The sequence below is a fragment of the Maribacter algarum (ex Zhang et al. 2020) genome, from assembly GCF_005885635.1.
GTDB classification, from domain to species: Bacteria; Bacteroidota; Bacteroidia; order Flavobacteriales; family Flavobacteriaceae; genus Maribacter_C; species Maribacter_C algarum.
In genome coordinates, this window is the sequence record NZ_VATY01000002.1 from 701,520 (window position 1) to 725,396 (window position 23,877).

The following is a 23,877-nucleotide window of genomic DNA, read 5'->3' on the forward strand; positions in this document are numbered from 1 at the left end:
AGTTATGAGAATACTAAAAAAGGTTCTAATCGTTTTAGGAGTTTTAATCGCAATACCGTTAATTCTAGCTGCTTTTACCAAGAAAGAATATGCAGTTGAGAAAGAGGTAACTATCAACAAATCAAAGCAAGAAGTTTTTGATTATATCAAATCATTGAAGAATCAGGAGAAGTTTAGTAAATGGGCAGCAATGGACCCAGATATGGAAAGAACTTATTCCGGAACTGATGGCACCGTTGGTTTTGTTGCTGGTTGGAAAAGTGATAATCCCGATGTTGGGGTGGGAGAGCAAGAAATCATATCCATCAAAAATGGTGAGCGTATTGATTTTGAGTTGCGTTTTATGGAGCCTTTTGAAGCTTCTGATAAAGCCTATATGACTACAGAAGATGTTGGAAATAATCAAACCAAAGTCAAATGGGGTTTTAATGGCCGAATGGATTACCCTATGAACTTTATGATGGTTTTTATGGATATGGAAGAAATGATTGGAAACGATTTTGCCATAGGCTTAGAAAATTTAAAAGGAAATTTGGAATAACATAGGTTTTAGGTACCACGCAAATAGTCATTCTTAATTCTTCACTACTTATGCAAGACGTTCCTTTTTATGTGTCGTTGACCTTTATTTTGACAACGATACTGACGCTTTTTCTGTTTATAAGAGCGACAAATCCTCCGAAAGTGATTATTTTCGGTTTAATTCTTTGGTTAGCTCTTCAATGCTATTTGGCGTATTCCGGTTTTTACCTTGAGGTATCTACACAGCCGTTTCGATTCCTTTTGGCAGCGCCACCCGCTTTGTTGCTTATTCTAGGTGTATTTTTTTATAAAAGAGGAAGAGCTTGGATTAAAACCTTAAGTCTCAAAACCTTGACATTGCTTCATATAGTTAGAGTACCTGTCGAAATTGTTTTGTACTGGTTTTTTGTGTATAAAATGCTTCCAGAGTTAATGACATTTTCAGGACGGAATTTCGATATTCTGGCGGGCATTACCGCTCCCATTATTTACTATCTCGTTTTCTGGAGAAAGGTCTTAGATAAGAGGGGGTTGTTAGTTTGGAATATTGTCTGCCTATGCCTTTTGTTAAGCATTATTTTCAATGCAATTCTGTCAGTACCTATTCCCATTCAACAATTTGCCTTTAATCAGCCAAATGTAGCTATTCTTCATTTTCCCTTGGTATGGTTGCCCACTTTTGTTGTACCTGTGGTATTGTTTTCGCATTTTGTTGCTATCTATAGGTTATCGGTTCAAAAAATTCTTAAATAACGACTAACTTTGCAGTGAACACCCAGTTGCAAAATGTCCGAATACGTTAAAATATATGAAGAGAATCCGAATCCGAAAGAGATCAGGAGGGTTGTAGATATTTTGCGCAAGGGCGGATTGGTTATTTATCCGACAGACACAGTTTACGGACTTGGCTGCGATATTACTAATACAAAAGCTCTGGAAAGAATCGCGCGCATCAAAGGGATAAAACTTGAGAAAGCCAACTGGTCTTTTATTTGTGCTGATTTGAGTAATCTTTCTGACTATGTTCGACAAATAGATACAAGGACTTTTAAAATTTTAAAGCGTGCCCTTCCCGGCCCTTATACCTTCATACTTCCCGGAAATAGTAACCTTCCGAAGGTTTTTAAAAAGAAAAAAACTGTAGGTATTCGCGTTCCTGACAATTCAATCGCGAGGGCTTTGGTTGAAGAGCTTGGTAATCCCATAGTATCAACCTCGATTCGAGATGAAGATGAATTGTTGGAATACACTACGGACCCGAGTTTGATATTCGAGAAATGGGAAAAGCTTGTTGACATAGTAATTGACGGAGGGTATGGAGATAATACGGCCTCAACGGTTATTGAACTTTCGCAAGGAGAACCAGACGTGTTGCGTGAAGGAAAAGGTAGTTTAGATATTCTTTAAGAGACAAGAAAAAAGGCTGAATAAAAAATGCCATTGTAGTAAAGCAATGGCATTTTTATTTTCTTTTAAATTCTAACGTCTAATTATTAATCGCAGGATCTTTCATTCCCTCTTCAATCATGCTATAGAACTGATCGATTTTTGGAAGTACAACGATTCTTGTTCTTCTGTTCTTCGATTTCTCAGTAGTTGAAACAGGAACATATTCTGCTCTACCTGCTGCAGTCATACGTTTGGGATCTACATTGTAATCGTTTTGTAAAATACGAACTACTGCCGTGGCACGTTTTACACTTAAATCCCAGTTGTCTAAAATATTACCTTTTCTACCGTAAGGAACGTCATCCGTATGACCTTCTACCATAAATTCGAAATCTGGCTTGTTGTTGACTACTTGAGCAACTTTTCCTAATACTGTTTTCGCCTTGCTAGTGATGTTATAACTTCCACTACTAAATAACAATTTGTCAGAGATTGAAACGAAAACAACACCTTTTTCAACGCTAATTTCGATATCCTCATCATCCAAATTACCCAAAACACCTTTTAAACTCTGTACCAAAGAAAGGTTCACAGAATCTCTTCGCGTGATAGCATCATTTAATTTACGGATAGTAAGGTCTTTTTCTTGAAGACTCTCAAGGGATTTCTCCAAGTTTTCAGCACCTTTTGTTGTTAGGGTAGTTAGGTTACCCATGTTATTGATAAGCTCTTGGTTGTTCGCTTTTAAAAATGCGTTTTGATCTTCCAAAGTTTGCATTCTTGAAGTGGCTGTAGCTTTCTCCTCTAAACACGTATTTAACTTTACTGTAGCTGAGTTTAGCAAATCTTGAGCCTCTTTTGCTTTGGCCTCCATTTCAGCAAATTTCTTTTGTGATACACAAGAAGATAACAACAAGGTAACTCCCAATGCGCCTAAAATCAGTTTTTTCATAATGATGTTACTTAAATATTTATTAAAAATGTTATTTGTTTAAAAACGGTTTGTCCTAATTCAAAATTAGAGAAAATACTAGTACGATGTTTTTTTAATACCAGTTAATCTTTTTCTAAAACTTTAAAAACATTCTCTTGATGTACGAAGTGAGACCATACTATGGACTTCTTTGCATAATAATTTAATATAAAATTAGCTTTTTCTCTTTTACGGTACATCTTGGTGAAATGTTTATAAAAGCTTAGATGAGCTTTTACAATGGCGATGCAATGCTTAAACTTCAATTGAAAGATAAATCGGAATGCGGCTACCGCATCTAAAACCAAGCGAATGAAAATGATTAAGAATGCTTTTCTTCGAGGAAGGTTTTTTGTAATTGAGAACAGCGAATTCCTGAAATTAAGAAAGGTCTTTTTCGGATTCATATTGCTTAGGGTCGATCCGCCTAAATGATAGACTTTTGACGTCCCTATGTAATATACTTTATGTCCGGCATTTTTTGCTCGCCAGCATAAATCTACTTCTTCTTGATGTGCGAAATAATCTTCGTCAAATCCGCCTAACTCAAAGAAAACCTTACTTTTAATAAACATACATGCCCCCGTCGCCCAAAAAATTTCGCGTACATCATCATACTGTCCTTCATCTTTTTCGAGGGATTGAAAAATGCGCCCACGACAGAAAGGATAGCCGAGTTGGTCAATGAAACCTCCTGCTGCGCCAGCATATTCGAAATAATCCTTCCTTTTTAAGTCCAAGATTTTGGGTTGCAAAATGGAAGCATCGGGTAGTTCTTCAAAAGCTTTTCTAATGGGTTCTAACCAGTTCGGACTAACTTCCACATCTGAATTGAGAAGGCAATATACATCTGCATCAATATGTTTGAGGGCATCATTATAACCTTTTACAAAACCACCATTGACGGCATTCTGCACGACTTTGATAGTGGGATAATTTGCTTCTACAAAGGCTACTGAATCATCAGAAGATGCATTGTCCGCTACATATATTTCCGCTCCTTCTGAATATTGCGTAATAGAGGGAAGGTAACTTTCTAATAGTCCCTTTCCATTCCAGTTGAGTATGACGACAGCTATTCGCAAAACGATGGCAAATTAACGGTTAAAATCAGGAATATCCTTTAGAAACGTATACTTTTCTTTCTCGAAATCCATTTTACAATAAAAATGCTCTAATCCGTTAGTAACCATTAGATGATTGGCCTTTAAATTCATGTTGTATCGGGCAATCTGATTGAAAGTAGTTTGACTAATTGAAATTTTAGGGGCTTTGCATTCTACGAGAATTTCTATACTTCCGTCAGAATTAAAAACAACTATATCGTACCTCTTTTTTAAGCCGTTAATTTCCAATTGCTTTTCCACATTGATTAATGATTTGGGATATTTCTTTTCAAAAATCAGATAATGCACAAGGTGTTGACGTACCCATTCTTCAGGTTGTAGAACCACAAATTTTTTGCGAATGACATCGAAAATCTGGACTTTATTTTCGCTATTTTTGAAACGGAACTCATATGCTGGAAAATTCAGTTGAAGCATGTCGCAAATTTGATGATTTTTTTTGGATGGATGAAGTAAAACAGATAGTTAAGGACATCAAAGAGGGCAACATAAAGCCCATATACCTACTGACGGGCGAGGAGCCCTATTACATTGATCGCATTTCGGAATTCATTGAAAAGAATGTTCTTGCGGAAGAAGAACGCGGTTTTAATCAGATGGTGCTTTATGGAAAGGATGTTTCCGTAGAAGACATTGTAGCTAATGCAAAACGATTCCCTATGATGGCCGAAAGACAAGTGGTTATCGTTAAGGAAGCGCAACATTTATCTAGAACAATTGACAAGTTTAGTTCATATGCCGAAAACCCTCAACTAACCACTGTACTAGTACTTTGCTACAAATACAGCAAATTTGATAAGCGCAAAAAGGTATATAAGCAAATCAAGAAAACAGGAGTCGTATTCGAAAGTAAGAAGCTTTATGAGAATAAAGTCTCAGATTGGATTCGGAAAGTACTTCAGGGAAAAGGGTATCGCATTACCCCAAAAGCTGCCAGTTTGTTGGTAGAATTCTTAGGGACTGACTTGAGCAAAATAAACAATGAGCTGGAAAAATTACAATTGGTTCTCCCCAAGGAAAAAGAAATTACGCCTTTGGATATTGAAGAAAACATCGGTATTAGCAAGGACTATAATAATTTTGAGCTGAAGAAAGCCATTGGCGAACGCAATGTGATAAAAGCGACTCGTATTATGAACTACTTCGCCCAAAATCCGAAGGATAATCCATTTGTAGTTACGGTGACTTTACTAAATACCTTTTTTACACAGTTGCTTAAATATCATGGTATGAAAGACCATAACCCAAAAAATGTGGCTAGTATTTTAGGTATCAGCCCATATTTTGTTAGTGAGTATCAAGTGGCTGCAAAAAATTATCCTATGAAAAAAGTGAGTTCTATTGTGTCAAGTTTGAGGGAACTCGACCTAAAGGGAAAAGGGGTTGGTTCAGCAAACACTTCCCAAGCCGATTTGTTAAAAGAACTTCTTGTGAAGATTATCTGATTACTTTCTATCAATACTGTACTTACCAGGCCCCAAAAGGATTATGGCCACAAATATCACTAAGAATAATAATGCTTTTTCCTTTTTGCCAAACGGGTCGCTTAAATGAACCACAGCAGCGGCAACCAGCATAGTTAAGGCCGGAAGAATTGCCGCCCATCGTGTTTTGAATCCGAAAATTATTAGGATTGGACAGATAAATTCCGCTAGCACGGCAAGGAATAAAGTTGGTGCTGCACCAATACCAATAGGGTCTCCGAATTCAAAGTTGCCAGCAATCATTTTCTGGAATTTGGGAAAGCCATGTGTTAGCATAAATGCAGAAGGGGCAATTCTTAACAGTGCTAATCCAATATCATTTTTAAAAGACGAAGTCATTAAAAGTGAGGTTTGAGTTGCTATAAAAGTACTATTAAAATTTCAGCTCTTCAAAAATAGATAGAGTTGCTGTGAGATATGGAAAACGAGTTTATCTGCATCTAAGAGATTAAAAGATAAGGGTGGTTTAATCTTTAAAACATTGTCTTCAGGGCCGTCGGTGCTAATTAGGATATGACTTTCGCGAAGTCCGTTTTTAATACGGGCTGCCAATTGTGTGCTTGATACCTCATGTGTACTCCCCATTTCAATGCCTATAAAAAGGCCGCTTCCTCTAACATCCAAAATTTCAGGATATTCAATCTGTAAATCTTTTAATCTACCCAATAAATAATCTCCAACTTTTTTAGCGTGTTCTTGTAACCCTTCTTCTTCAATAACATCTAAAACGGCTTCTCCAACAGCACACGAAACAGGGTTCCCTCCGAAAGAACTAAAGAATTCCAACCCGTTGTCAAAACTTTCCGCAATTTCTGTAGTTGTGACCACTGCACCAATAGGGTGGCCATTAGCCATTGGCTTCCCTAAAATCACCATGTCCGGAATCACATCAAACATTTCATATCCCCAGAAATAGTCACCTAAACGTCCGAAACCAACTTGTACCTCATCACTTATACAAATTCCACCCTGGACTCTAATTGCTTGGTATACCTGTTGTAGATAACCATTTGCCAAAGGTACTTGGCCACCGCACCCAACAATTGGCTCGGCTATAAATGCGGCAATTTGATTTGTGTTGGCTTTGATTTGTTCTCGGGTCTGCTTGGCAAAGAAATCACCAGCAGTGCCATTATCTGGGTAACCGGATTCGAAGGCCTTTGGCATTGGGGTTGCCAGAATGTACTCTTGTTTACCGGTTCCACCTTCATGGTTGTATTTATAGTGGCTAATATCAATGCCTATTCGCGTGTTGCCATGGTAACCGTGTTCGAGAACCATAACTTTTTGTCTTTGGGAATGATTGGTCGCCATGCGGATAGCCAAATCGCTCGCTGCGCTTCCGGAATTCACAAAGAAAACCTTGTTCAGATTTTCCGGAAACTTAACCAGTAACTTCTCACTATATGAGAGCAACTCATTATAGAGATAACGAGTATTGGTGTTTAGCTTGGCCATAGATTTTTGACCCGCTCTTACTACCTTAGGATGACAATGACCCGCCAGCATGATATTATTGTATGCATCAAGATAGGTGTTCCCATCCGCATCATACATATATTGGAATGCAGATTTTTGCATTTGAATAGGATTGGAATAACTTAGCGAAAGTGCATTACTGAAGTTTTTCTTTCTTCTGTAGAGCTGTTGCGAATCTTCCTTTTTCCTAATAGGAGGAAATCCCGCAGCTTCACGAAAGAAGTCTTTTGCTTTTATGGGACTTATGGAAATCCATTTGTACAGTAATTCCCAAGCTGGTTTTTCACTTATTGTAATATATTCCGAATCTGGTTTTAAAGTTTTAGCGTGGGCGGAATTGCAAACGCTCGTACATAAGCGGGCTGCAACGAGGTAATATAAAATATCTAGTTCCTTTTCTTCAAAATGAAATATCGAATGGTATCCTTTAATTACATGAGAAGCAATTTCCAAGGGATTCTCTTTACCCATCATGACATAGGTGATGGCAATAGCAACTTCATTAATCAGCCATGAATGGCACATATCGCCAAAGTCTATGATTCCGGATATTTTATCATTTTTTGTCAGAACATTCCAATCGTTACCGTCATTGTGAATAATTCCTTTTCGCAACTTGTCCTTAACTGGATATACATGTTCATCAAATTGCAAAAAGAAATAATCAACTAGACTTCTATCTTTCGGATTTGTTATGTATTCTATGTATTGATAATTTGAACTGAACTCCTTTAAGTCCCATTGAGTTTCTTTACCAACAATAGCTGGGTGATATTTTTCATGTATTTGCATATCCATCTTTGCAAGAAACACACCGAAAGAATGGAGTAGGACAGGAGTATGGTCCACATCACCTAAAAACTCACCTTCAATGAAAGAAAGTAGCCTGAATATCTGTTTTTCTTCTACAATAACGGATTCATTTTTTAAAGATGGAATTGCGGTTGGAAAGTCATAACCGTCCAGAACTTGTAAGGTCTCAAAAAGCTGATTTTCCGATTGAAGTAATGCTAGGGTTTCTTCTGAAAATGCATTTTGTTTTAGGACGTAAGTCCCTTTTTTACTTTTGATTTTGTAGTTGATGCTGTCGTAACCTTCTAATTTGGTTATTGTCGCATCGGTAATCCCGAAGTAATCACTTAAGACTTCATAAATATTCATGAATTCAAAAATAGAAATACTTTTTAGAATTTATACTCAAGTATTAGAAAGGATAAACTAAGTTTTCAAGGTGTTGCATGAAGTTGTAGATGCAGTTATTATTTATGACCCTGTTCTAGTAAGCTACCTCGATGACCTAGTATACATAGCATCAAAATAAAATTGCTGCGGTAGGTAACAAGTTTTCGCAGCCTTGACAGAGTTCCCAAACATTGAAATCCCGTAAACCTTAACAGCCACATATTATTCTTCTGGATACTGCATGTGCTATTTCGTGCAATTCATGCATAACAAAAAGCAAGGACAGAAACGCGATACTATAACAAGTAGAGAGTATGAGCTTCATCAGTTTTCAATTACAAACCAAACTCCATCTCAAGATCAACTCTGCATTTTTTTGAACTTTCAACAGGAACCTTACCTTGAACTGTCCAATAATCATCTAACAAAGAGGAATAACAAATTTCAATTTTAAGTGATTTAATAGTTTTCTCAAGTTTCCTGGTTTCATCCGTCCATTGCAAGAAAATAAGATTCAAATCTTCATCAGGAGTAATAATTTCATCTTGAATTCCCCCAGAAGTCTTAATAATACTATAGTTTATATTTTTTGCTTCTGGAGCTAGTATTTGAACCACCTGCTCCCAATCTTTGAAGTACATGCTGTCATTATGAATCTTGTATGAATTGATTTTTGCAAGCCCGTTACCACTGTTTTTGAGACGAATCCCAAATCCATCAGAATTATATATTTTCCCTAATGTCAAATACGGAAACATCAGTGCTTTTTGTTGAGTTCGCATAATATGTACTTCTTGGATTGATATATATAAGGCACAAACACTTGTTAGTAGGGCGGTAAAAGCCACAATGATATTTATGTTGGCACTTTTTATCCAGTCTATGAATTGGTACCATTTTTTCATTAAATTATTTGTTATCAATAAGTTCTAACACCGCTTTCATCTCGGTATCCTCGCCGTTAATCAGGTCATTAACATTCTTCTGGATTGCGACATCTGGTTGAATACCCCCATCATAGGTATCAGGTGTATCTTTTAGAATGTTGATTCCGAAAACGGGAATGTCCAATTCTATCCGTGAATTAGGAAGCCTTAGGAAAAACATATAACCGCCATTTAGCCCCTTTTGATTACCGCCTGTTTCTTGTCCGACGAGAGTAGCCAATTTGTACTTTTTTGCGTAGGTAGACATAATATGGGTTGCCGAGCTGTTTTCCGCACTAGTTAACAGATATACCTTGCCTTGAAAATTGTTTTTTCTTGGTTTATAGGTTGCACTGGTAGGAACGAACATACTTTGCATTTCATATCTTCCATTACCCTTATATTCCAATTTATTACCCCAGTCATAGGGTCTTTTATCCCAAGTGCTTATGTACTTTTTTAAGTCTTCAGGTATTTTTCGATAACGTGTGGTCTGTGCTGGTATGTCAATTGTTATGGGTTCCGTGATGATTCGTTCCAAGATATATTCGGCAACTTCGGTATCACCCCCCTCATTCGCACGAATATCAATGATTAAGTTTTCGGTCTTTTCAGTATTTATCGTTTCAAATGCCTTGTCAAGAAAACCTGTCCAATCGAAATCGTTACTGAAAATAGTAAAGGCATCTATGCGCAATAAGGCTGTTTGCTTATTTAGTATTTTGAACTGCCAACCTTCCTCAAAAGTGTTTCCGAAATCAGGAAATCTTTCTCTTAAAACTTTGTTTCGATGTGTTTTTGAGATTGCCTCTAGTCTTGCATGGATGGTGTCTCCGCTTGCATGATCTTTTAGTTGTATTTGAAAAGCAGTTTTGCTACCAAACTCCAAAGGATAAAAGATATCGAATAGTTCAAATTTGGAGGCTCCACTCATGGTAAGACGTTGGAGGCGTTTTTCATAATTGTTGCCATCGGATGTTATATATGCGGCAAGGCGGGTCATGATTTCTTCTGATGGAATACTATCGATAGTTATAATTTCCATTCCTTTTTTGATGTTTTGATATTGGGATGCATTTTTGTCTACGAAGATTTGTTTGCTTATTCTATTGAATGTAAGGGGTAGCTTATCGGGTTGAAAAAAAATGCCTTTTTTAATGTCCGGCCCTTGGTTCCATGGATTGGTAAAGGTGTGGCTGCATTTTATTTTAGCTGCAAATTTTGAAACCTCACGATACACATCGATCATGTTTGATTTTTCAGCTAAAGTGTTTTGCAATTCGCTTAGGTCTTTTTGTAACGATACAGAATCGCGGTACTTATATAAATTTGGATGTATGACTTGAAGTGCGTTTCTAAGTACCTCAATATCTTCTTTTATTTGATTAGGTGAATAGGAAATCGTGTTTATCGTTTCAGAGCTATAGTAATTGTATTCGTCAAAAATGTGAGCGGTTATTATAGTTTCATTTGGTTTGAACCAAACAATTCTATTGTCGGCACCTTCCAACTCCAATTTTTCATTGTTCGTAAATTTAAATCTGAGATTGCGTTCTGAGGTTTTGAATTTGACGGTGGTCTCATATATTCCATCGCCATCTTCGTCGCTAAGTGGATAGTCCTTTTTCCAACTGAGAGGTTTTACATTGCCCCTTAGACCCAATTTTCTTTCCGCTTCTAGTTCATTTGCATCTAGTTTGAAGGTGATTTGGTATTCTTGTGCATTGCATGAAACAATAAAGAGCGTTAGAACTGGGAGAATGTATTTCATTTTCATAATAAAGGTTTATTTAAAAGTCTAGATAGATTTTTATGAATTCAATTTTAGTTTTTAATTCTTCAAGGGAAGTCCCAAATTGTGCCGTCTTTATCCCAAAAAGCAGTTTAGGGCTCAAACTTATTTCCGTCCATTCGATTTAAGAACTCTGATGGGGAAATACCGATTTTCAATTTGAAATGCCTGTAAAAGGTAGATTTAGAAGGGAATCCGGCTTCAAGTGCTAAGGCTATTATGGTCAATTTTTTGTGTTTTTGATTTTTGAAACGATAGAGAACCTCTTCCAATCTAAAATCATTAATGCACTCCGAAAATGATTTTCCATATAATTCCTGAATTAAAATTGAGGTTCTTCTTTTTGATGTTTCCAATTGTTTACTCAGTCCATCTAAATCAAGATCCGTATTCTGATAGTACTTTTCCTCCTCTAGAAGATTTTGTAGTCTCTTTAAAAACTCGTTGTTGGCATCTGCTGCTTCAATTTTAAAGGATTGTCTAAAATTTGTTTGTTTCATGTTGACCTTTTGATTCGTTTGAAAAGCTTTTATAAAAAAGATAGATTGGATGAATAATGAGACCACCAGAGCAATGAATAGAGGAAATAGATAATGTCCAATAGTCTCATTTTCTAAAAACTCTTTGAGCGTTTTGGTTTCAACAATCAAAACCAGATGTATTAAGCGACAGATGAAATAGGTAGCTAGGGTAATCAAAGTGGAACCGACCACGCCTATTGAGATTCTCTTATAAGGTTCTGTTTTTTCATTAAACTTTGCATTTATAAAATCAAAATAAGCGAGGTTTGCCAAAGTAATTGCAAAAGAATACAGGGCTGTAATCAGGTGAAGTTTCCAACTCAACAAACCATCCATCCCAAGATTTAAAAAGGCGAAGTCAACCAAAATAACTACTAGGGTAACTATTAGGAAAATACGTAGAACATATTTTTTATTCGTTAGAATGGGTGGTACCATAGGTAGAAAACTGATTTAAGTTTAGTTGTTAAATAACCTAACGATTTTGTCTTCATCCTTATCCATTATGGTTACCAGATGTTTACGAAGACCAATTCGGTTTACCTTGTAAATTTTAGTGCCAGTTGTCCATTTTTCTTTTCTCACCTTACCTGGCATCATGGGAAAACCGTAACTAAAGTTTCTCCCATCTGGTTTAGGGCCAATGACATAGAAATTATTTCGGTTTGAAGAGTTATTCTTGATTTTAAAATCAATATAGCGGATGCTTTCTACGCTAACTATACTGTTGTTTGCTAATGCCTTTTCAATATTTCCCCTTACCTTTTTGGGTTTGGATACCAGTTCTAGTTTTGAATCTTTGCTAAGTTTGGCATCTATAAATTCAAAAGCATTTACAATAGCTTTTCCATGTCCCCAAATATTTAAGAAGACCTCGTCTGCCTTAGTTTTAGATGCATCGACAATCCCATTTTCAGCACCAATTCCGAGGGAATTTACTTGACCTGAAATGACAATCTCGCCATTTAATGCCATTGCACTGAAGTTTTTCGAAGTAACATTTGTAATGCGAACAATGTCATTGGTACCCTGTTGAATTCGTTTCAGATTTGGCGCGCCAATTCTGATTTTAATTCTTTCCGAAGCTTGAATCCATTCTTTTTGGTCAAGTTTTAGCTTTCCATCGACCACTTCAGTATCTATTAAATCAAACAAGTTGCTATCTATCGTAATAACCATTTTCTCTGCTGCGGAATGATCTATGATAATATCGGCGTAGAAACCAATTTCAATATCGGTAAGATTTTCCGTAGTAAAAGTTCTAGTTTGAATGTCTTTGTTTCCCTTAACTTGTGCTAAACCTGTTGCTGCAACAAGTAGTAGCAGTAATATTAATTTTTTCATGTTTAAATTTTAGTGTAGGTATAGCGGTTTCTTACGAATCCTTCATCCGCATCATCATATTGGACCTTTTTCGTGATTGAGAACTCATTTTCACCGAGTAAATATGTTTTGTATAGTGTTGCCCGCTTGTTTGCGTCCTTGCCTTTGAATTGGGTAACGATTTTCTGGATTCCGTTTTCTGAAGTTGAATATTCGATAATTTCCTCATCTCCGAGATAGGTGCCATCATTCTTCAGTTTTGTACTGTTTTTGGAGTTGGCACTCGGTTCGTCTGTAAATTGGGTGTGCATGACAATTTTGTCTCCTTTGATTTCAACTTGCATTGTTGTTCGGAGAGTTACTTCTTTTCCATCTCCATAATTTATATACATTAAGTTGCCTGACCATGAAGTGTTATTAAGGAACTCTAGTTTAGAGATACTTACTTTGTTTTGTGCGTAAGCTGCAGAGGTTAGTAGTACAGTTAATAAAAGTGTGATTGCATTTTTCATAAGGATTGTTTTAAAGATTGAACAGGTCAAAATTGCAAATCAAGTCCTTGGTTTGCGCTTCAAATCGTACGGATGCGTCTCAAATACGATTTGAGACGTCCCAAAAGGTAACTTTCAATGAGGTTTACCCAATTGTTTTCAGGAATTCAGAAGGGGAGGAGCTGGTGAGTTTTTTAAAAACCCTATTGAATGTGGCTTTGCTATTAAAGCCACATTCATAAGCTATGCCTAGGATGGAGAGTTGTTTATGTTTATCCTCATGAAGCATGTTCTTAAAAGCCTCTATACGATAACTATTTACAAAATCATTAAAATTTTGCTTAAAGCCAGAATTAATGATTTCAGAAAGTTGAGCCCTGGTCATTTTGGCTTGTTTGGCCAAATCGGATAGGTTTAATTCTGGATTTAGATAGGGCTTTTCTTGCTCCATCAAGGTTTTTATTTTTTGAAGGGCTTCCTGTGGGATTTCCTTTTTTGAAGTAGTATCCCGTTCGGGAATGGCAGAACGATTAGGTGAAAAACTAAAATCCAGTTTTTTCAGTTTGGTGGTATCCGTAAAGAAACCTTTAATTCCGACGTAAATAATGATAAGTCCCGTGAAAAATACCATCCACCATTGTTGTCTGTAATTTAGGTCTATGAAAATTGTTCCGATAATCGTTTCTATCAAGTCATAAAGGAATAACAAAATATATAGCAGCAAGAAGTTTCTAATCCAGTTTAGTTCCAACTTAAAAGTATTAGAGAAATATTCATTTATCTTTTTTCTATAGTTGAAATACAATTGTACTGTAAAGGCGAGATAGAGGGTATTTTGTATGTAGCTGAAGATGCTATAAATCGGCAAGAAATAAGCTTCATCAAAATGAATTTTTAAATAACCATTTTGGGTTTCTGAAAAACCGGGTTGTAAAGCATCATAACTAAAAATCGCTATGCGATAAAAAACAACAATCAATGCTGGTAGAAAATGTAACCAATCTTTTTTTCGAAACATGAATGAAGACATAGTTATAGACCTTATATACAAATAGATAAGAGGGGCTATAACAATGGTTAATGTAATAAGTGCGTAATTGATTTTGGTGTTTCTGAAAGTGTCATACCAGCTCATAAAACCGAGAGTATAGCAGGTCTGATGATAACAGGTAACTATTAAAATAAGAAACAACAGCAAATCTGAAATGTTCTTTTTTTTCCTATATCTATTGAATATAAGTCCAGCAAAAACAAGCCCTTGCAGGGAAAGTAGTAATAGAGGAGTACTCCAAATATTGAAATCGGGAAAAGTAGGAACCATCAAAACAAATTGTTCCTAAATATAAAGAAAACCCAAAGTGGAAACTACAACTTAGCGCAAATTGGGATAATCTTCTGGATTTGACTCGTGTATAATAGCATACACTTTTTCAAAAATATCCTCAGCGTTCGGTTTTGAGAAGTAGTCCCCATCTGTGCCATAAGCTGGCCTATGGGCTTTGGCAGACAATGTTTGTGGAGCACTATCCAAATACTTGTATGCACCTTGCTTTTCTATGATTTCATTTAGTAGATATGCTGAACACCCACCAGGGACATCCTCGTCTATGACTAACAAACGATTTGTTTTTTGAACGCTTTTAACAACATCGTGTTGAATATCAAAGGGAAGTAAGGACTGTGCGTCAATAATTTCAGCGTCGATACCAACTTCTTGCAGTTCTTTAGCTGCTTGCTCAACAATTCTCAATGTAGAACCATACGATACTAAGGTAATATCTGAGCCAGATTTTATGGTCTCAACAATTCCGATTGGAGTGCAGAATCCTCCGAGATTATTTGGCATGCTTTCTTTAAGGCGATATCCATTTAGGCTTTCAATTACCAATGCTGGCTCATCACTCTTCATAAGTGTATTGTAGAAACCTGCTGCCTGCGTCATATTACGTGGTGAAAGAATATAAATCCCTCGTAAGGTATGTATCAACCCGCCCATGGGAGAACCAGAATGCCAAATACCTTCCAAACGGTGCCCTCTAGTTCTAATAATTAATGGTGCTTTTTGTTTGCCAACCGTGCGATACCGAATAGTAGCAACATCATCGGTTAAAGTTGGCATTGCATAAAAGATATAATCTAAATACTGTATTTCGGCAATCGGACGGAGTCCCCTAAGCGCCATACCTAAACCTTGACCAATAATCGTAGATTCCCGAATTCCCGTATCCGCGACTCGAAGTTTACCGTATTTGTCTTGTAAACCTTCTAGTCCTTGGTTTACGTCTCCAATCGTACCTGTATCTTCTCCAAAAATTAGAATCTCCGGGTATTTTTCAAGAAGTCTATCAAAATTTTCTCGTAGAATAACTCTGCCATCAACTTCCTCCGCATTGTTATCATATTCGGGTATTACTTCGGCGATATTAGTTGCTTTATTTGCGTTTTCGCTATATAAATGTTCGCTATAATTTGGTTGCTCCTTTTTAAGGAACTGATTCGTCCAAGTGAGAAGGGCCTCTTTTTCCGCTGTATTTTCTCCCAGAAGATATCTTAATGCTTTTCTAGCAGTAGCTGCTAAGTCTTTCTTTATCGGTTCTTCAATGGCAATAAGGTCATTTTTAAGCTTTGTTACAAATGCTTTATTTTGACTCTTGTCTGCAGCATTACCTAACAGTTTGATAAGAATTTTCTTTTGGCCCAAATGTGATGCCAAGTATTCTGCCCAGGCTTCTTTTTTCGCAGTTCGAACTGATTTTTTAAGGGATAATTCCATTGTATTCAGCTCTTCTTCAGAGGCTATTCCTGATTCAATTATCCATTCTTTAAAACGTTTGTTACAGTCATTTTCGCGTTCCCACTCGAGACGTTTTTCACTCTTGTACCTTTCATGAGATCCAGAAGTAGAGTGGCCTTGGGGCTGTGTGAGCTCGTCAACATGTATTATTACGGGTACATGCTCATCCCTTGCAATATCGGAAGCATTTTCATAGGCATGCATCAAAGCTGTATAATCCCATCCTTTTACTTTTAAGATTTCATAACCCTTTTGGTTATCGTCCCGTTGAAAACCTTTTAGCGCTTCGGAAATACTTTCTTTAGTAGTATGGTATTCTTGAGGTACAGAGATCCCATAGTTATCATCCCATATACTGACCACCATGGGAACTTGTAAAACACCACCAGCGTTAATCGTTTCGAAAAATAAACCTTCGCTTGTACTTGCGTTACCTATTGTTCCCCAAGCTATTTCGTTTCCATTATGCGAAAAGTTAGTTGCATCGATATCCTTTAGATTTCGGTATATTTTAGATGCTTGAGCTAAGCCTAGTAATCTTGGCATTTGTCCGGCCGTCGATGATACATCGGGTGCTGTGTTCTTCTGCTTGGTTAAATCTCGCCAAGTGCCGTCTTCGTTGAGACTATAAGTCAAATAATGCCCAATCATTTGCCTGCCGGCACTCATGGGCTCCTTTTCAATATCTGTCGTGGCATAAAGAGCATGAAATAAATTCTTGGGAGTAAGTAGGCCTAAAGCCATCATAAAAGTTTGGTCACGATAGTAACCACTTCTAAAATCACCGTTTTTAAAAGCTCGTGCCATTGCCAATTGTGGCAGCTCCTTACCATCACTAAAGATTCCGAATTTGGCCTTACCGGTTAAAACTTCTTTTCGCCCCATCAAGCTACAAATACGACTTAATACAGCAGTCTCATAATCCTTCAGAATTTGCGTTCTGAAGTCTTCAAAAGAAATGTCGTTACTGGTTTTAGGTGATATATCCATCTAAGGCTGAATGTTTCTGCAAAAGTACTTTATTGAATTGATTAATACAACCTCGTGTTAATCATATTTATTGTGGAATTACTAAAAAAATAGATATAAAAATGAATTTTTGTTAGAAAAATAACAAATCAGTCTCCCCATACTAAGAATTTGTTAAAAAATTAAAACCACTTTCTTGTAAATAGTCCAGTAAGGGTTTTAATGTCTACGGTAACAATAAATCGAATTTTTTCACCATAACTCGGCTGTGAGATTTCCCAGCCATTATTTGAATACAAGGGTAAGTAAAGCTCGAAATAATCAGTTACTAGATTTAAGCGAACACCCGAGTCATAGACAAGTTTTTGTTTTAACCCTCTATTTTTCACTAAGCCAATATCTCCGTATAGTTCAATCCATCTCCAAAGATTTACACTGGAGTTGGCGGTTAAGATCCAGTCGTTTGAAAAACGATAGCGCTCATCTAAAAAAGATTTAAATCCGCCTTCGGCTATTATGAGTTGCTGGCTGTACAATCCCGAATCTTCAGAACGCCCTAAATAACCGTAGTCAAATAGGTAATCAGTTGGCCTATCCAGTGCGAAACTGAAGAAATCAGAGTTGGTCTTGTTTCTTAAAAATTTTCCAGCGTATAGTCTTAAATTAAACTGTCTGTTATTATCAAACAACTTTCTATACTCGTATTCTGCAGATATTTTGGTGAACTTACTCGCTTGTTGGAAGTCCAAAAGCAGAGACGAATAATTTAAAATATTATTGTCAACTTTGGCGTACCGTACATTAAAAACACTATAATCAGGATTCTCAGAATCATTTCTTAAATCAGGAAGATTTTCATCAAGATCTCGGAAAATATTTACATATCGAAATGATAGAAACTGTCTTTTGTTTGAAATAAGATTTTCTGGTCGCCAGCCAAATCTAATTGAAGGAGTGAAAGTTGAATAACGTGAGTTAACGTTAAAATGTCGGGTACCTCCGCTTACACGGTAATTCGCAAAATATAGCCCTGTTTTACTTAGATACTTTAAATAAGAGAGGCTTCCACTGCCAACAAATGCTTTTTCGCGAAAAGAATATGAAGGTGAAACATCAATCTCAAAAGGACGCTTTAGCAGCGTTTTATTATGTAATCTCATTCCTGGCGTCCATCCATCATAAATATTAAACTCAAGTACCGGAGTATAGAAAATTTGATTGAAATATGGATTTTCAGAATCTTGTAGAAAGGTAAATTTTAATTTCTTGTTACCTGATAAAAAACCACCTAACGACTTCCAATTATCTCTTTGGTTGAATTCAGGTATTTTCTGGTCATAATTCAATACAAGTCTTTCCTCATTATTCCTTGGAATGGTTACTGTTCTTTCCTTTTCAATATTTGAAAACCAGTACTTTGATACGATCGAATCATTGCTTAGCCCGAACATGGAAATAGGTACAACGGTACCTTCCTTGTTTTTCAAAGTGATTTTGAGAGAATCTTCGGTTTTTTTGACCTTTTTGATTTTATAGTCTATTATTCGGTCAGAATAGACATAGTTGTTGAAAAACCAATCAATATCTTGGTCTGCAGAACGTTTTAAAATTGATTCAAAATCTAATACTCGTACCCGATTTAACTGATAGTACTGGTAAAAGGTCTTTATGCTTTCATCCACCTTTCCCTTACCTATATAACTTGCTAGATAGGACAATCCGAGACCTGCTTTGTACTTATTTCCAACCTTTTGATTGGCAACAATCAATGAATCATTCGGAGTGATTAGTGGTTGATCTAAATTTTTCCGTGCTAAGCCCAGATAGACAAATGGGTATTGTTCATTGAAGCCCATTTTTGCCAAATTAAAACTACGGATGCCCCAAATTTTAGAAAGCTTTCCTAGTAGTTTTTGGTCTGGATAAAACTCTTCCACATAGGCTATCATTAGATAATTGGCAATAGCGTCATTAAGCCATTGTTCTTTCCTTGGGTCAAGATAAAGTGTTTCCTCAAGTATATTAGTTAAGGCAGTCTTTAAAATTTTCATTTCGAACTGAAATCGCTCATCATATGGCCTGATAAACTTCGGTAACTGGTTCAGTCCATATAGTGGGTTTTTGCTATAATCGATATTACTCACCAAAAGCTGCGCATGCGGATATTTCCCTAAGTTCTTATATATAAATTCAGTAACCCTATCAATTGATAAGGCCTGAAGAACAGCGTCATATTTCGTTGCCGTAATATCCGTTCGAATGGTCATATGCGGAGTGACATGAGTAGTGAAAGTATTTAAAGGAGTAAAAATCAATTCGCAACTTTTATGACGTTTGCCCTCAAGTTGTGCTTGTTGACCACTTGGGAATTTTGAATTTCCTAAAACCCTGTAATTTGATGTCATATACAGGTTTTCCGGATAAATTAAGTTTAAAGTTGTTTCCGTTACACCAGTGTGAAGATCTTCAAGGTTTTTATTGGAGTATAAATGCCATTTACCATCAAAAACGGCCGGAGTTAAATACCAATCCTTAAGGTAGTATTCATTTCTGTTACTATATCCGTAAGGAGTATACTTGTTTGGTGGTAGCTTGACTGTATATGTTATAAATATCTTAGCGGTTTGGTTTGGTAAAAGTGGCTTGTTCAAGAATATTTTGATGATATCTTTCCCCGAAGAGCGTTCCCAAGTAATGCCCCGATAGTCATCATCTACTACAGTCAGAATATTTGTAAAACCCCTTTCATCATCTTTGGCTAAGTGGAGACTTCTCTTAAATTGCTCCGCAAAACTTTTGGCCAGGGCAGTATTTTTATCTGAATATGCATTTGCCCAGTCGTTAAAATATAGTGTTTCTAAAGTTTTTTTAGAATCGTTTAGATACGTAAACTCCTGCTGAATGTTAAGTTCTTTATTTTCATCATTCAACCTTACATTTAGAGTGTTTATATGCTGTGCCGATACTGAGAATAAACTCAATAAAAGCATCAAGACACCAATGATAATATTTGGTTGAATTTTGGACTCCAAGGAAAATATATTTAGAAATTGGGACTAAGGGCCCGACCTTTATAGAAGGCATCGATAATATCGACAACCTCTTCTTCTGTGTCTACTAAATGAATAAGGTCTAAATCTTCAGGACTAATATTTTTAGCATCTAACATGGTGGTTTTTATCCACTCCATTAAGCCTTTCCAGAAATCCGTACCTACAAGTATTATTGGGAATTTTTCAATTTTGTTGGTTTGGATTAAGGTAATGGCTTCAAAAAGCTCATCCAAAGTGCCAAACCCACCAGGCATTACAACAAAGCCTTGAGAATACTTGACAAACATTACTTTACGTACAAAGAAGTAGTCGAAATCAAGACTTTTATCACCATCTATATATGGATTATCGTGCTGCTCAAAAGGTAAGTCAATGTTTAACCCTACTGAAACCCCTCCTGCCAAGTTTGCACCTCGATTACCAGCTTCCATGATGCCAGGACCTCCACCAGTAATTACACCATAACCAGCTTCGGCTATACTTTTTGCAATATTTGTGGCTAACTTGTAATACTTCTGATTCTCTTTGGTTCGTGCCGAACCAAATATGGACACACATGGTCCAATAACACTCATTCGTTCAAAACCGTTTACAAATTCTCCCATAATTTTGAACAGGGCCCAGGAATCGTTTGTTTTTATTTCGTTCCAACCTTTATGATGTTGTTCTTTTCTCATAAGTAGCTAATTTATTTTCATTTCCCGAAGAGGGAAATCTTAATTATTCAGTTTCCGTATCTCGTAAACACCCTATAACTGTAATTCTTTCTTCAAAAACTTTGCCGTATAACTTTTCTTGTCTTTTGCGACCATTTCTGGGGTTCCTTTTGCAACAACCATCCCGCCACCACGACCACCTTCGTAGCCAATATCGATAATATAATCGGACATTTTAATGACGTCCATATTATGTTCAATTACCAAGATAGTATTTCCTTTGTCTACCAAACGGTTCAAAACTTCCATTAGTACGCGTATATCTTCAAAATGGAGTCCAGTTGTGGGCTCATCCAAGATATAAAAAGTATTACCCGTATCCCTTTTTGAAAGCTCTGTTGCCAGTTTAATACGCTGCGCTTCTCCGCCCGATAAGGTAGTCGATTGCTGACCCAAGGATATATACCCCAATCCAACATCTTGAATGGTCTTTAATTTTCTATGGATTTTCGGAATGAGCTCAAAGAAATCAACCGCCTCATTCATCGTCATTTCCAAGACATCGGAAATAGATTTTCCTTTATATCGAATTTCTAAGGTTTCCCTATTAAACCGTTTTCCATTGCAGGTTTCACATTCCACATAGACATCGGGTAAAAAGTTCATTTCTATTACACGAAGACCCCCGCCTTGACAAGTTTCACAACGACCGCCAGTAACATTAAAACTAAAACGACCGGGTTTATAACCACGGATAGCCGCTTCCGGTGTTTTTGCGAATAATGAACGAATTTCACTAAAAACTCCAGTATAGGTGGCCGGATTCGAACGTGGGGTTCTCCCAATCGGACTTTGATTGATATCAATTACTTTGTCAATATGCTCCAGTCCCGAAATTTTCTTGTAAGGCATTGGTTTTTTAACACCATTGAAATAATGAGCATTCATAATAGGGTAGAGGGTCTCGTTGATTAAGGTAGATTTTCCGCTACCAGAAACTCCTGTTACTCCTATCATTTTCCCTAAGGGAAGTTCTATAGAAACATTTTTCAGATTATTACCAGTACATCCTGTAAGGGTAATTTTTTTTCCATTCCCTTTTCTTCGTTTTTTGGGTGTGGCAATCTCTTTTTTACCAGTGATATAATCTGCTGTGAGTGTATTCTCTTTTTTTAAGTCTTTCGGCAGACCTTCAGAAATTATTTCCCCACCATGTCGCCCCGCTTTCGGACCAATATCAATAACATGGTCGGCGCGTTCAATCATATCACGATCGTGTTCTACAACGATAACGGAGTTACCAATATCACGTAGTGATTCCAGCGATTGAATCAAGCGGTCATTGTCCCGCTGGTGTAAACCAATGCTGGGTTCATCTAAAATATACAAGACACCCACCAATTGTGAACCGATTTGCGTAGCCAATCGAATGCGTTGCGCTTCACCACCAGACAAGGACTTTGAGCTACGATTTAAGGATAGGTAATCAAGGCCAACATCCAGTAAAAACTGGATTCTTGTTTTAATCTCTTTGATAATTTCTTCAGCAATTTTCAGCTGATTGCCCTCTAGGGTATTTTGTAATTCCTTAAAAAAGTCCGCAAGCTCGGCAATATCCAAATGTGCTAGTTCAGCAATATTTTTCTCATCAATTTTAAAATTCAATGACTCCTTTCGCAGACGTGAACCGTCACAAGTCGGGCAAATTACCTTGTCCATATACTCCTTGGCCCATCTTTTTATGGATGTTGAAGCGGCCTCATCAAACTGACTTTTAATGAAATTGGCAATTCCTTCATAATCAATCTTATACGAACGCTTAACGCCAAGGGTTTTTGAATTTACCTCAAAGCTTTCGCTTCCACCATTTAATAGGACATTCATCGCCTCTTCCGGAATTTTCGAAATAGGGTCCGTGAGCTCAAAACCGTAACGTTGCCCAATAGTTTCAATTTGTTTAAAGGCCCATGATTTTTTGTATTCCCCCAAGGGAGCTATTCCTCCTCCTTTAATGGATAATTTTTTATTCGGGAATATCTTTAACTCATTCACCTCATGAACATGGCCAAGTCCATTGCAATGTGAGCACATACCCTTTGGAGAATTAAATGAAAAGGTATTCGGCTCAGGACTAGGGTAGGAGATACCCGTTGTCGGACACATTAAGTCCCGACTAAAGTATCTTGCCTCTGAAGCACCTTCTTCAAGAATCATTAAAACATTATCGCCGCTGTACATTGCCGTATTAATGGATTCTGAAAGGCGCTTATCCATATCCTCTGTGTCGGTCACTTTCAAGCGGTCTATAACGATTTCAATATCGTGGACCTTGTATCGGTCCACTTTCATTCCTTTTATGATATCTTTTACCTCACCATCGACACGGACTTTTACAAAACCCTGTTTTCCAATTTGTTCAAAAAGCTCTCTATAGTGTCCTTTTCTTGATTTAATGATTGGGGCAAGTACATTTATCTTCTTTCCTTCATAATCCGTTTTGATAAGCTCTTTTATTTGCTCATCACTATAACTGACCATTTTTTCGCCGGTATTATAGCTGTAGGCATCACCAGCTCTTGCAAATAACAAACGAAGAAAATCGTATATCTCGGTAATGGTTCCTACGGTGGAACGGGGAGACTTTGAAGTTGTTTTTTGCTCTATAGCTATTACTGGAGAAAGGCCATCGATTTTATCTACATCTGGTCGTTCTAATCCTCCTAAAAACTGTCGTGCATATGCTGAGAAAGTTTCTATATACCGACGTTGACCTTCTGCATAAATGGTATCGAAAGCCAGTGAAGACTTTCCACTACCTGAAAGTCCCGTAATAACCACTAATTTCTCCCTGGGAATAGTAACATCAATGTTCTTCAAATTGTGAACGCGAGCTCCTTTAACTTCAATATTTTCCTCGTAATTTATCATACATTTAGGCAAAGTTGCAAAAGTACGATTTTGACTTCTAAAATGTTAATGAACCTTAATTCCTTTTTGTTATTTAATTGTTAGAATTTAACTTTGATTGTTGAACTCATCTTGGGTTCCTCTTTTACTTGCGATTTTCACATTTTGCGCTCTAATTTTGTCTTTTTATCGCACCTTAGCTATGGCTATGCTGCTCAAAAAAGCCCGCATTAGATTACAAAAGCCAAAAATCTCGGTTCCAAACAGAAATTCAAGATGAATTCATTAA

The 23,877-nt window shown here is 36.8% G+C and carries 19 protein-coding genes; 4 read left to right on the forward strand and 15 right to left on the reverse strand.

From position 1 onward, the window contains the following. Nucleotides 1-4: 4 nt before the first annotated feature. Genes FEE95_RS11960 through FEE95_RS11970 form a run of 3 tightly spaced genes read left to right on the forward strand, consistent with a single transcriptional unit; the run spans nt 5 to nt 1,929 of the window. Complete coding sequence (locus FEE95_RS11960) at nt 5-541, forward strand: SRPBCC family protein (RefSeq protein ID WP_138658178.1); 537 nt, start codon at nt 5-7, stop codon at nt 539-541. Between the two features lie 50 nt (nt 542-591). Further along, nucleotides 592-1,275, forward strand: a complete 684-nt coding sequence (locus FEE95_RS11965; RefSeq protein WP_138658179.1) for a hypothetical protein — start codon at nt 592-594, stop codon at nt 1,273-1,275. A 33-nt stretch (nt 1,276-1,308) separates the two neighbouring features. After that, entirely contained in the window at nt 1,309-1,929 is a 621-nt protein-coding gene (locus FEE95_RS11970) for an L-threonylcarbamoyladenylate synthase (RefSeq protein WP_138658180.1), read from the forward strand. Between the two features lie 79 nt (nt 1,930-2,008). Here FEE95_RS11970 and FEE95_RS11975 read toward each other — a convergent pair whose 3' ends face one another. The 3 genes from FEE95_RS11975 to FEE95_RS11985 all read right to left on the reverse strand — a co-directional run bounded on the left by FEE95_RS11975 (nt 2,009) and on the right by FEE95_RS11985 (nt 4,428). Then, nucleotides 2,009-2,863: an OmpA/MotB family protein gene (locus tag FEE95_RS11975; protein ID WP_138658181.1), complete on the reverse strand. Its 855-nt coding sequence runs from the start codon at nt 2,861-2,863 to the stop codon at nt 2,009-2,011. A 104-nt stretch (nt 2,864-2,967) separates the two neighbouring features. Beyond that, entirely contained in the window at nt 2,968-3,969 is a 1,002-nt protein-coding gene (locus FEE95_RS11980) for a glycosyltransferase family 2 protein (protein WP_138658182.1), read from the reverse strand. A gap of 12 nt (nt 3,970-3,981) precedes the next feature. Further along, on the reverse strand, nt 3,982-4,428 hold the full coding sequence (locus tag FEE95_RS11985) for a type I restriction enzyme HsdR N-terminal domain-containing protein (RefSeq protein WP_138658183.1): 447 nt from the start codon (nt 4,426-4,428) through the stop codon (nt 3,982-3,984). A gap of 26 nt (nt 4,429-4,454) precedes the next feature. Here FEE95_RS11985 and holA point away from each other — a divergent pair, with 26 nt between their 5' ends. After that, entirely contained in the window at nt 4,455-5,456 is a 1,002-nt protein-coding gene (gene holA / locus FEE95_RS11990; protein ID WP_138658599.1) for a DNA polymerase III subunit delta, read from the forward strand. Here holA and FEE95_RS11995 read toward each other — a convergent pair whose 3' ends face one another. From FEE95_RS11995 to uvrA, 12 genes are all read right to left on the reverse strand, one after another. After that, nucleotides 5,457-5,834: a DoxX family protein gene (locus tag FEE95_RS11995; RefSeq protein ID WP_138658184.1), complete on the reverse strand. Its 378-nt coding sequence runs from the start codon at nt 5,832-5,834 to the stop codon at nt 5,457-5,459. It abuts the gene before it with no gap. A 42-nt stretch (nt 5,835-5,876) separates the two neighbouring features. Further along, nucleotides 5,877-8,135: an aminotransferase class III-fold pyridoxal phosphate-dependent enzyme gene (locus tag FEE95_RS12000; protein ID WP_138658185.1), complete on the reverse strand. Its 2,259-nt coding sequence runs from the start codon at nt 8,133-8,135 to the stop codon at nt 5,877-5,879. Between the two features lie 356 nt (nt 8,136-8,491). Further along, nucleotides 8,492-9,061, reverse strand: coding sequence for a hypothetical protein (locus FEE95_RS12005; RefSeq protein WP_138658186.1), 570 nt, complete (start codon nt 9,059-9,061; stop codon nt 8,492-8,494). 4 nt (nt 9,062-9,065) lie between these two features. Further along, nucleotides 9,066-10,859, reverse strand: a complete 1,794-nt coding sequence (locus tag FEE95_RS12010) for a S41 family peptidase (protein WP_138658187.1) — start codon at nt 10,857-10,859, stop codon at nt 9,066-9,068. 107 nt (nt 10,860-10,966) lie between these two features. Next, entirely contained in the window at nt 10,967-11,833 is an 867-nt protein-coding gene (locus FEE95_RS12015) for an AraC family transcriptional regulator (protein ID WP_138658188.1), read from the reverse strand. A gap of 21 nt (nt 11,834-11,854) precedes the next feature. Continuing rightward, nucleotides 11,855-12,739, reverse strand: coding sequence for a GIN domain-containing protein (locus FEE95_RS12020; protein WP_138658189.1), 885 nt, complete (start codon nt 12,737-12,739; stop codon nt 11,855-11,857). A 2-nt stretch (nt 12,740-12,741) separates the two neighbouring features. Next, on the reverse strand, nt 12,742-13,230 hold the full coding sequence (locus FEE95_RS12025) for a hypothetical protein (RefSeq protein ID WP_138658190.1): 489 nt from the start codon (nt 13,228-13,230) through the stop codon (nt 12,742-12,744). Nucleotides 13,231-13,354: 124 nt separating this feature from the next. Continuing rightward, complete coding sequence (locus FEE95_RS12030) at nt 13,355-14,344, reverse strand: helix-turn-helix domain-containing protein (RefSeq protein WP_138658191.1); 990 nt, start codon at nt 14,342-14,344, stop codon at nt 13,355-13,357. A 237-nt stretch (nt 14,345-14,581) separates the two neighbouring features. Further along, entirely contained in the window at nt 14,582-16,993 is a 2,412-nt protein-coding gene (locus FEE95_RS12035) for an alpha-ketoacid dehydrogenase subunit alpha/beta (protein ID WP_138658192.1), read from the reverse strand. A 161-nt stretch (nt 16,994-17,154) separates the two neighbouring features. Continuing rightward, entirely contained in the window at nt 17,155-20,004 is a 2,850-nt protein-coding gene (locus tag FEE95_RS12040) for a gluzincin family metallopeptidase (protein ID WP_317129251.1), read from the reverse strand. An 11-nt stretch (nt 20,005-20,015) separates the two neighbouring features. Further along, nucleotides 20,016-20,702, reverse strand: a complete 687-nt coding sequence (locus FEE95_RS12045) for an LOG family protein (RefSeq protein ID WP_138658193.1) — start codon at nt 20,700-20,702, stop codon at nt 20,016-20,018. 72 nt (nt 20,703-20,774) lie between these two features. After that, nucleotides 20,775-23,609 carry an excinuclease ABC subunit UvrA gene (gene uvrA / locus FEE95_RS12050; RefSeq protein WP_138658194.1) on the reverse strand — a complete coding sequence of 945 codons (2,835 nt, stop codon included), beginning with the start codon at nt 23,607-23,609 and terminating at the stop codon, nt 20,775-20,777. Nucleotides 23,610-23,877: the final 268 nt, after the last annotated feature.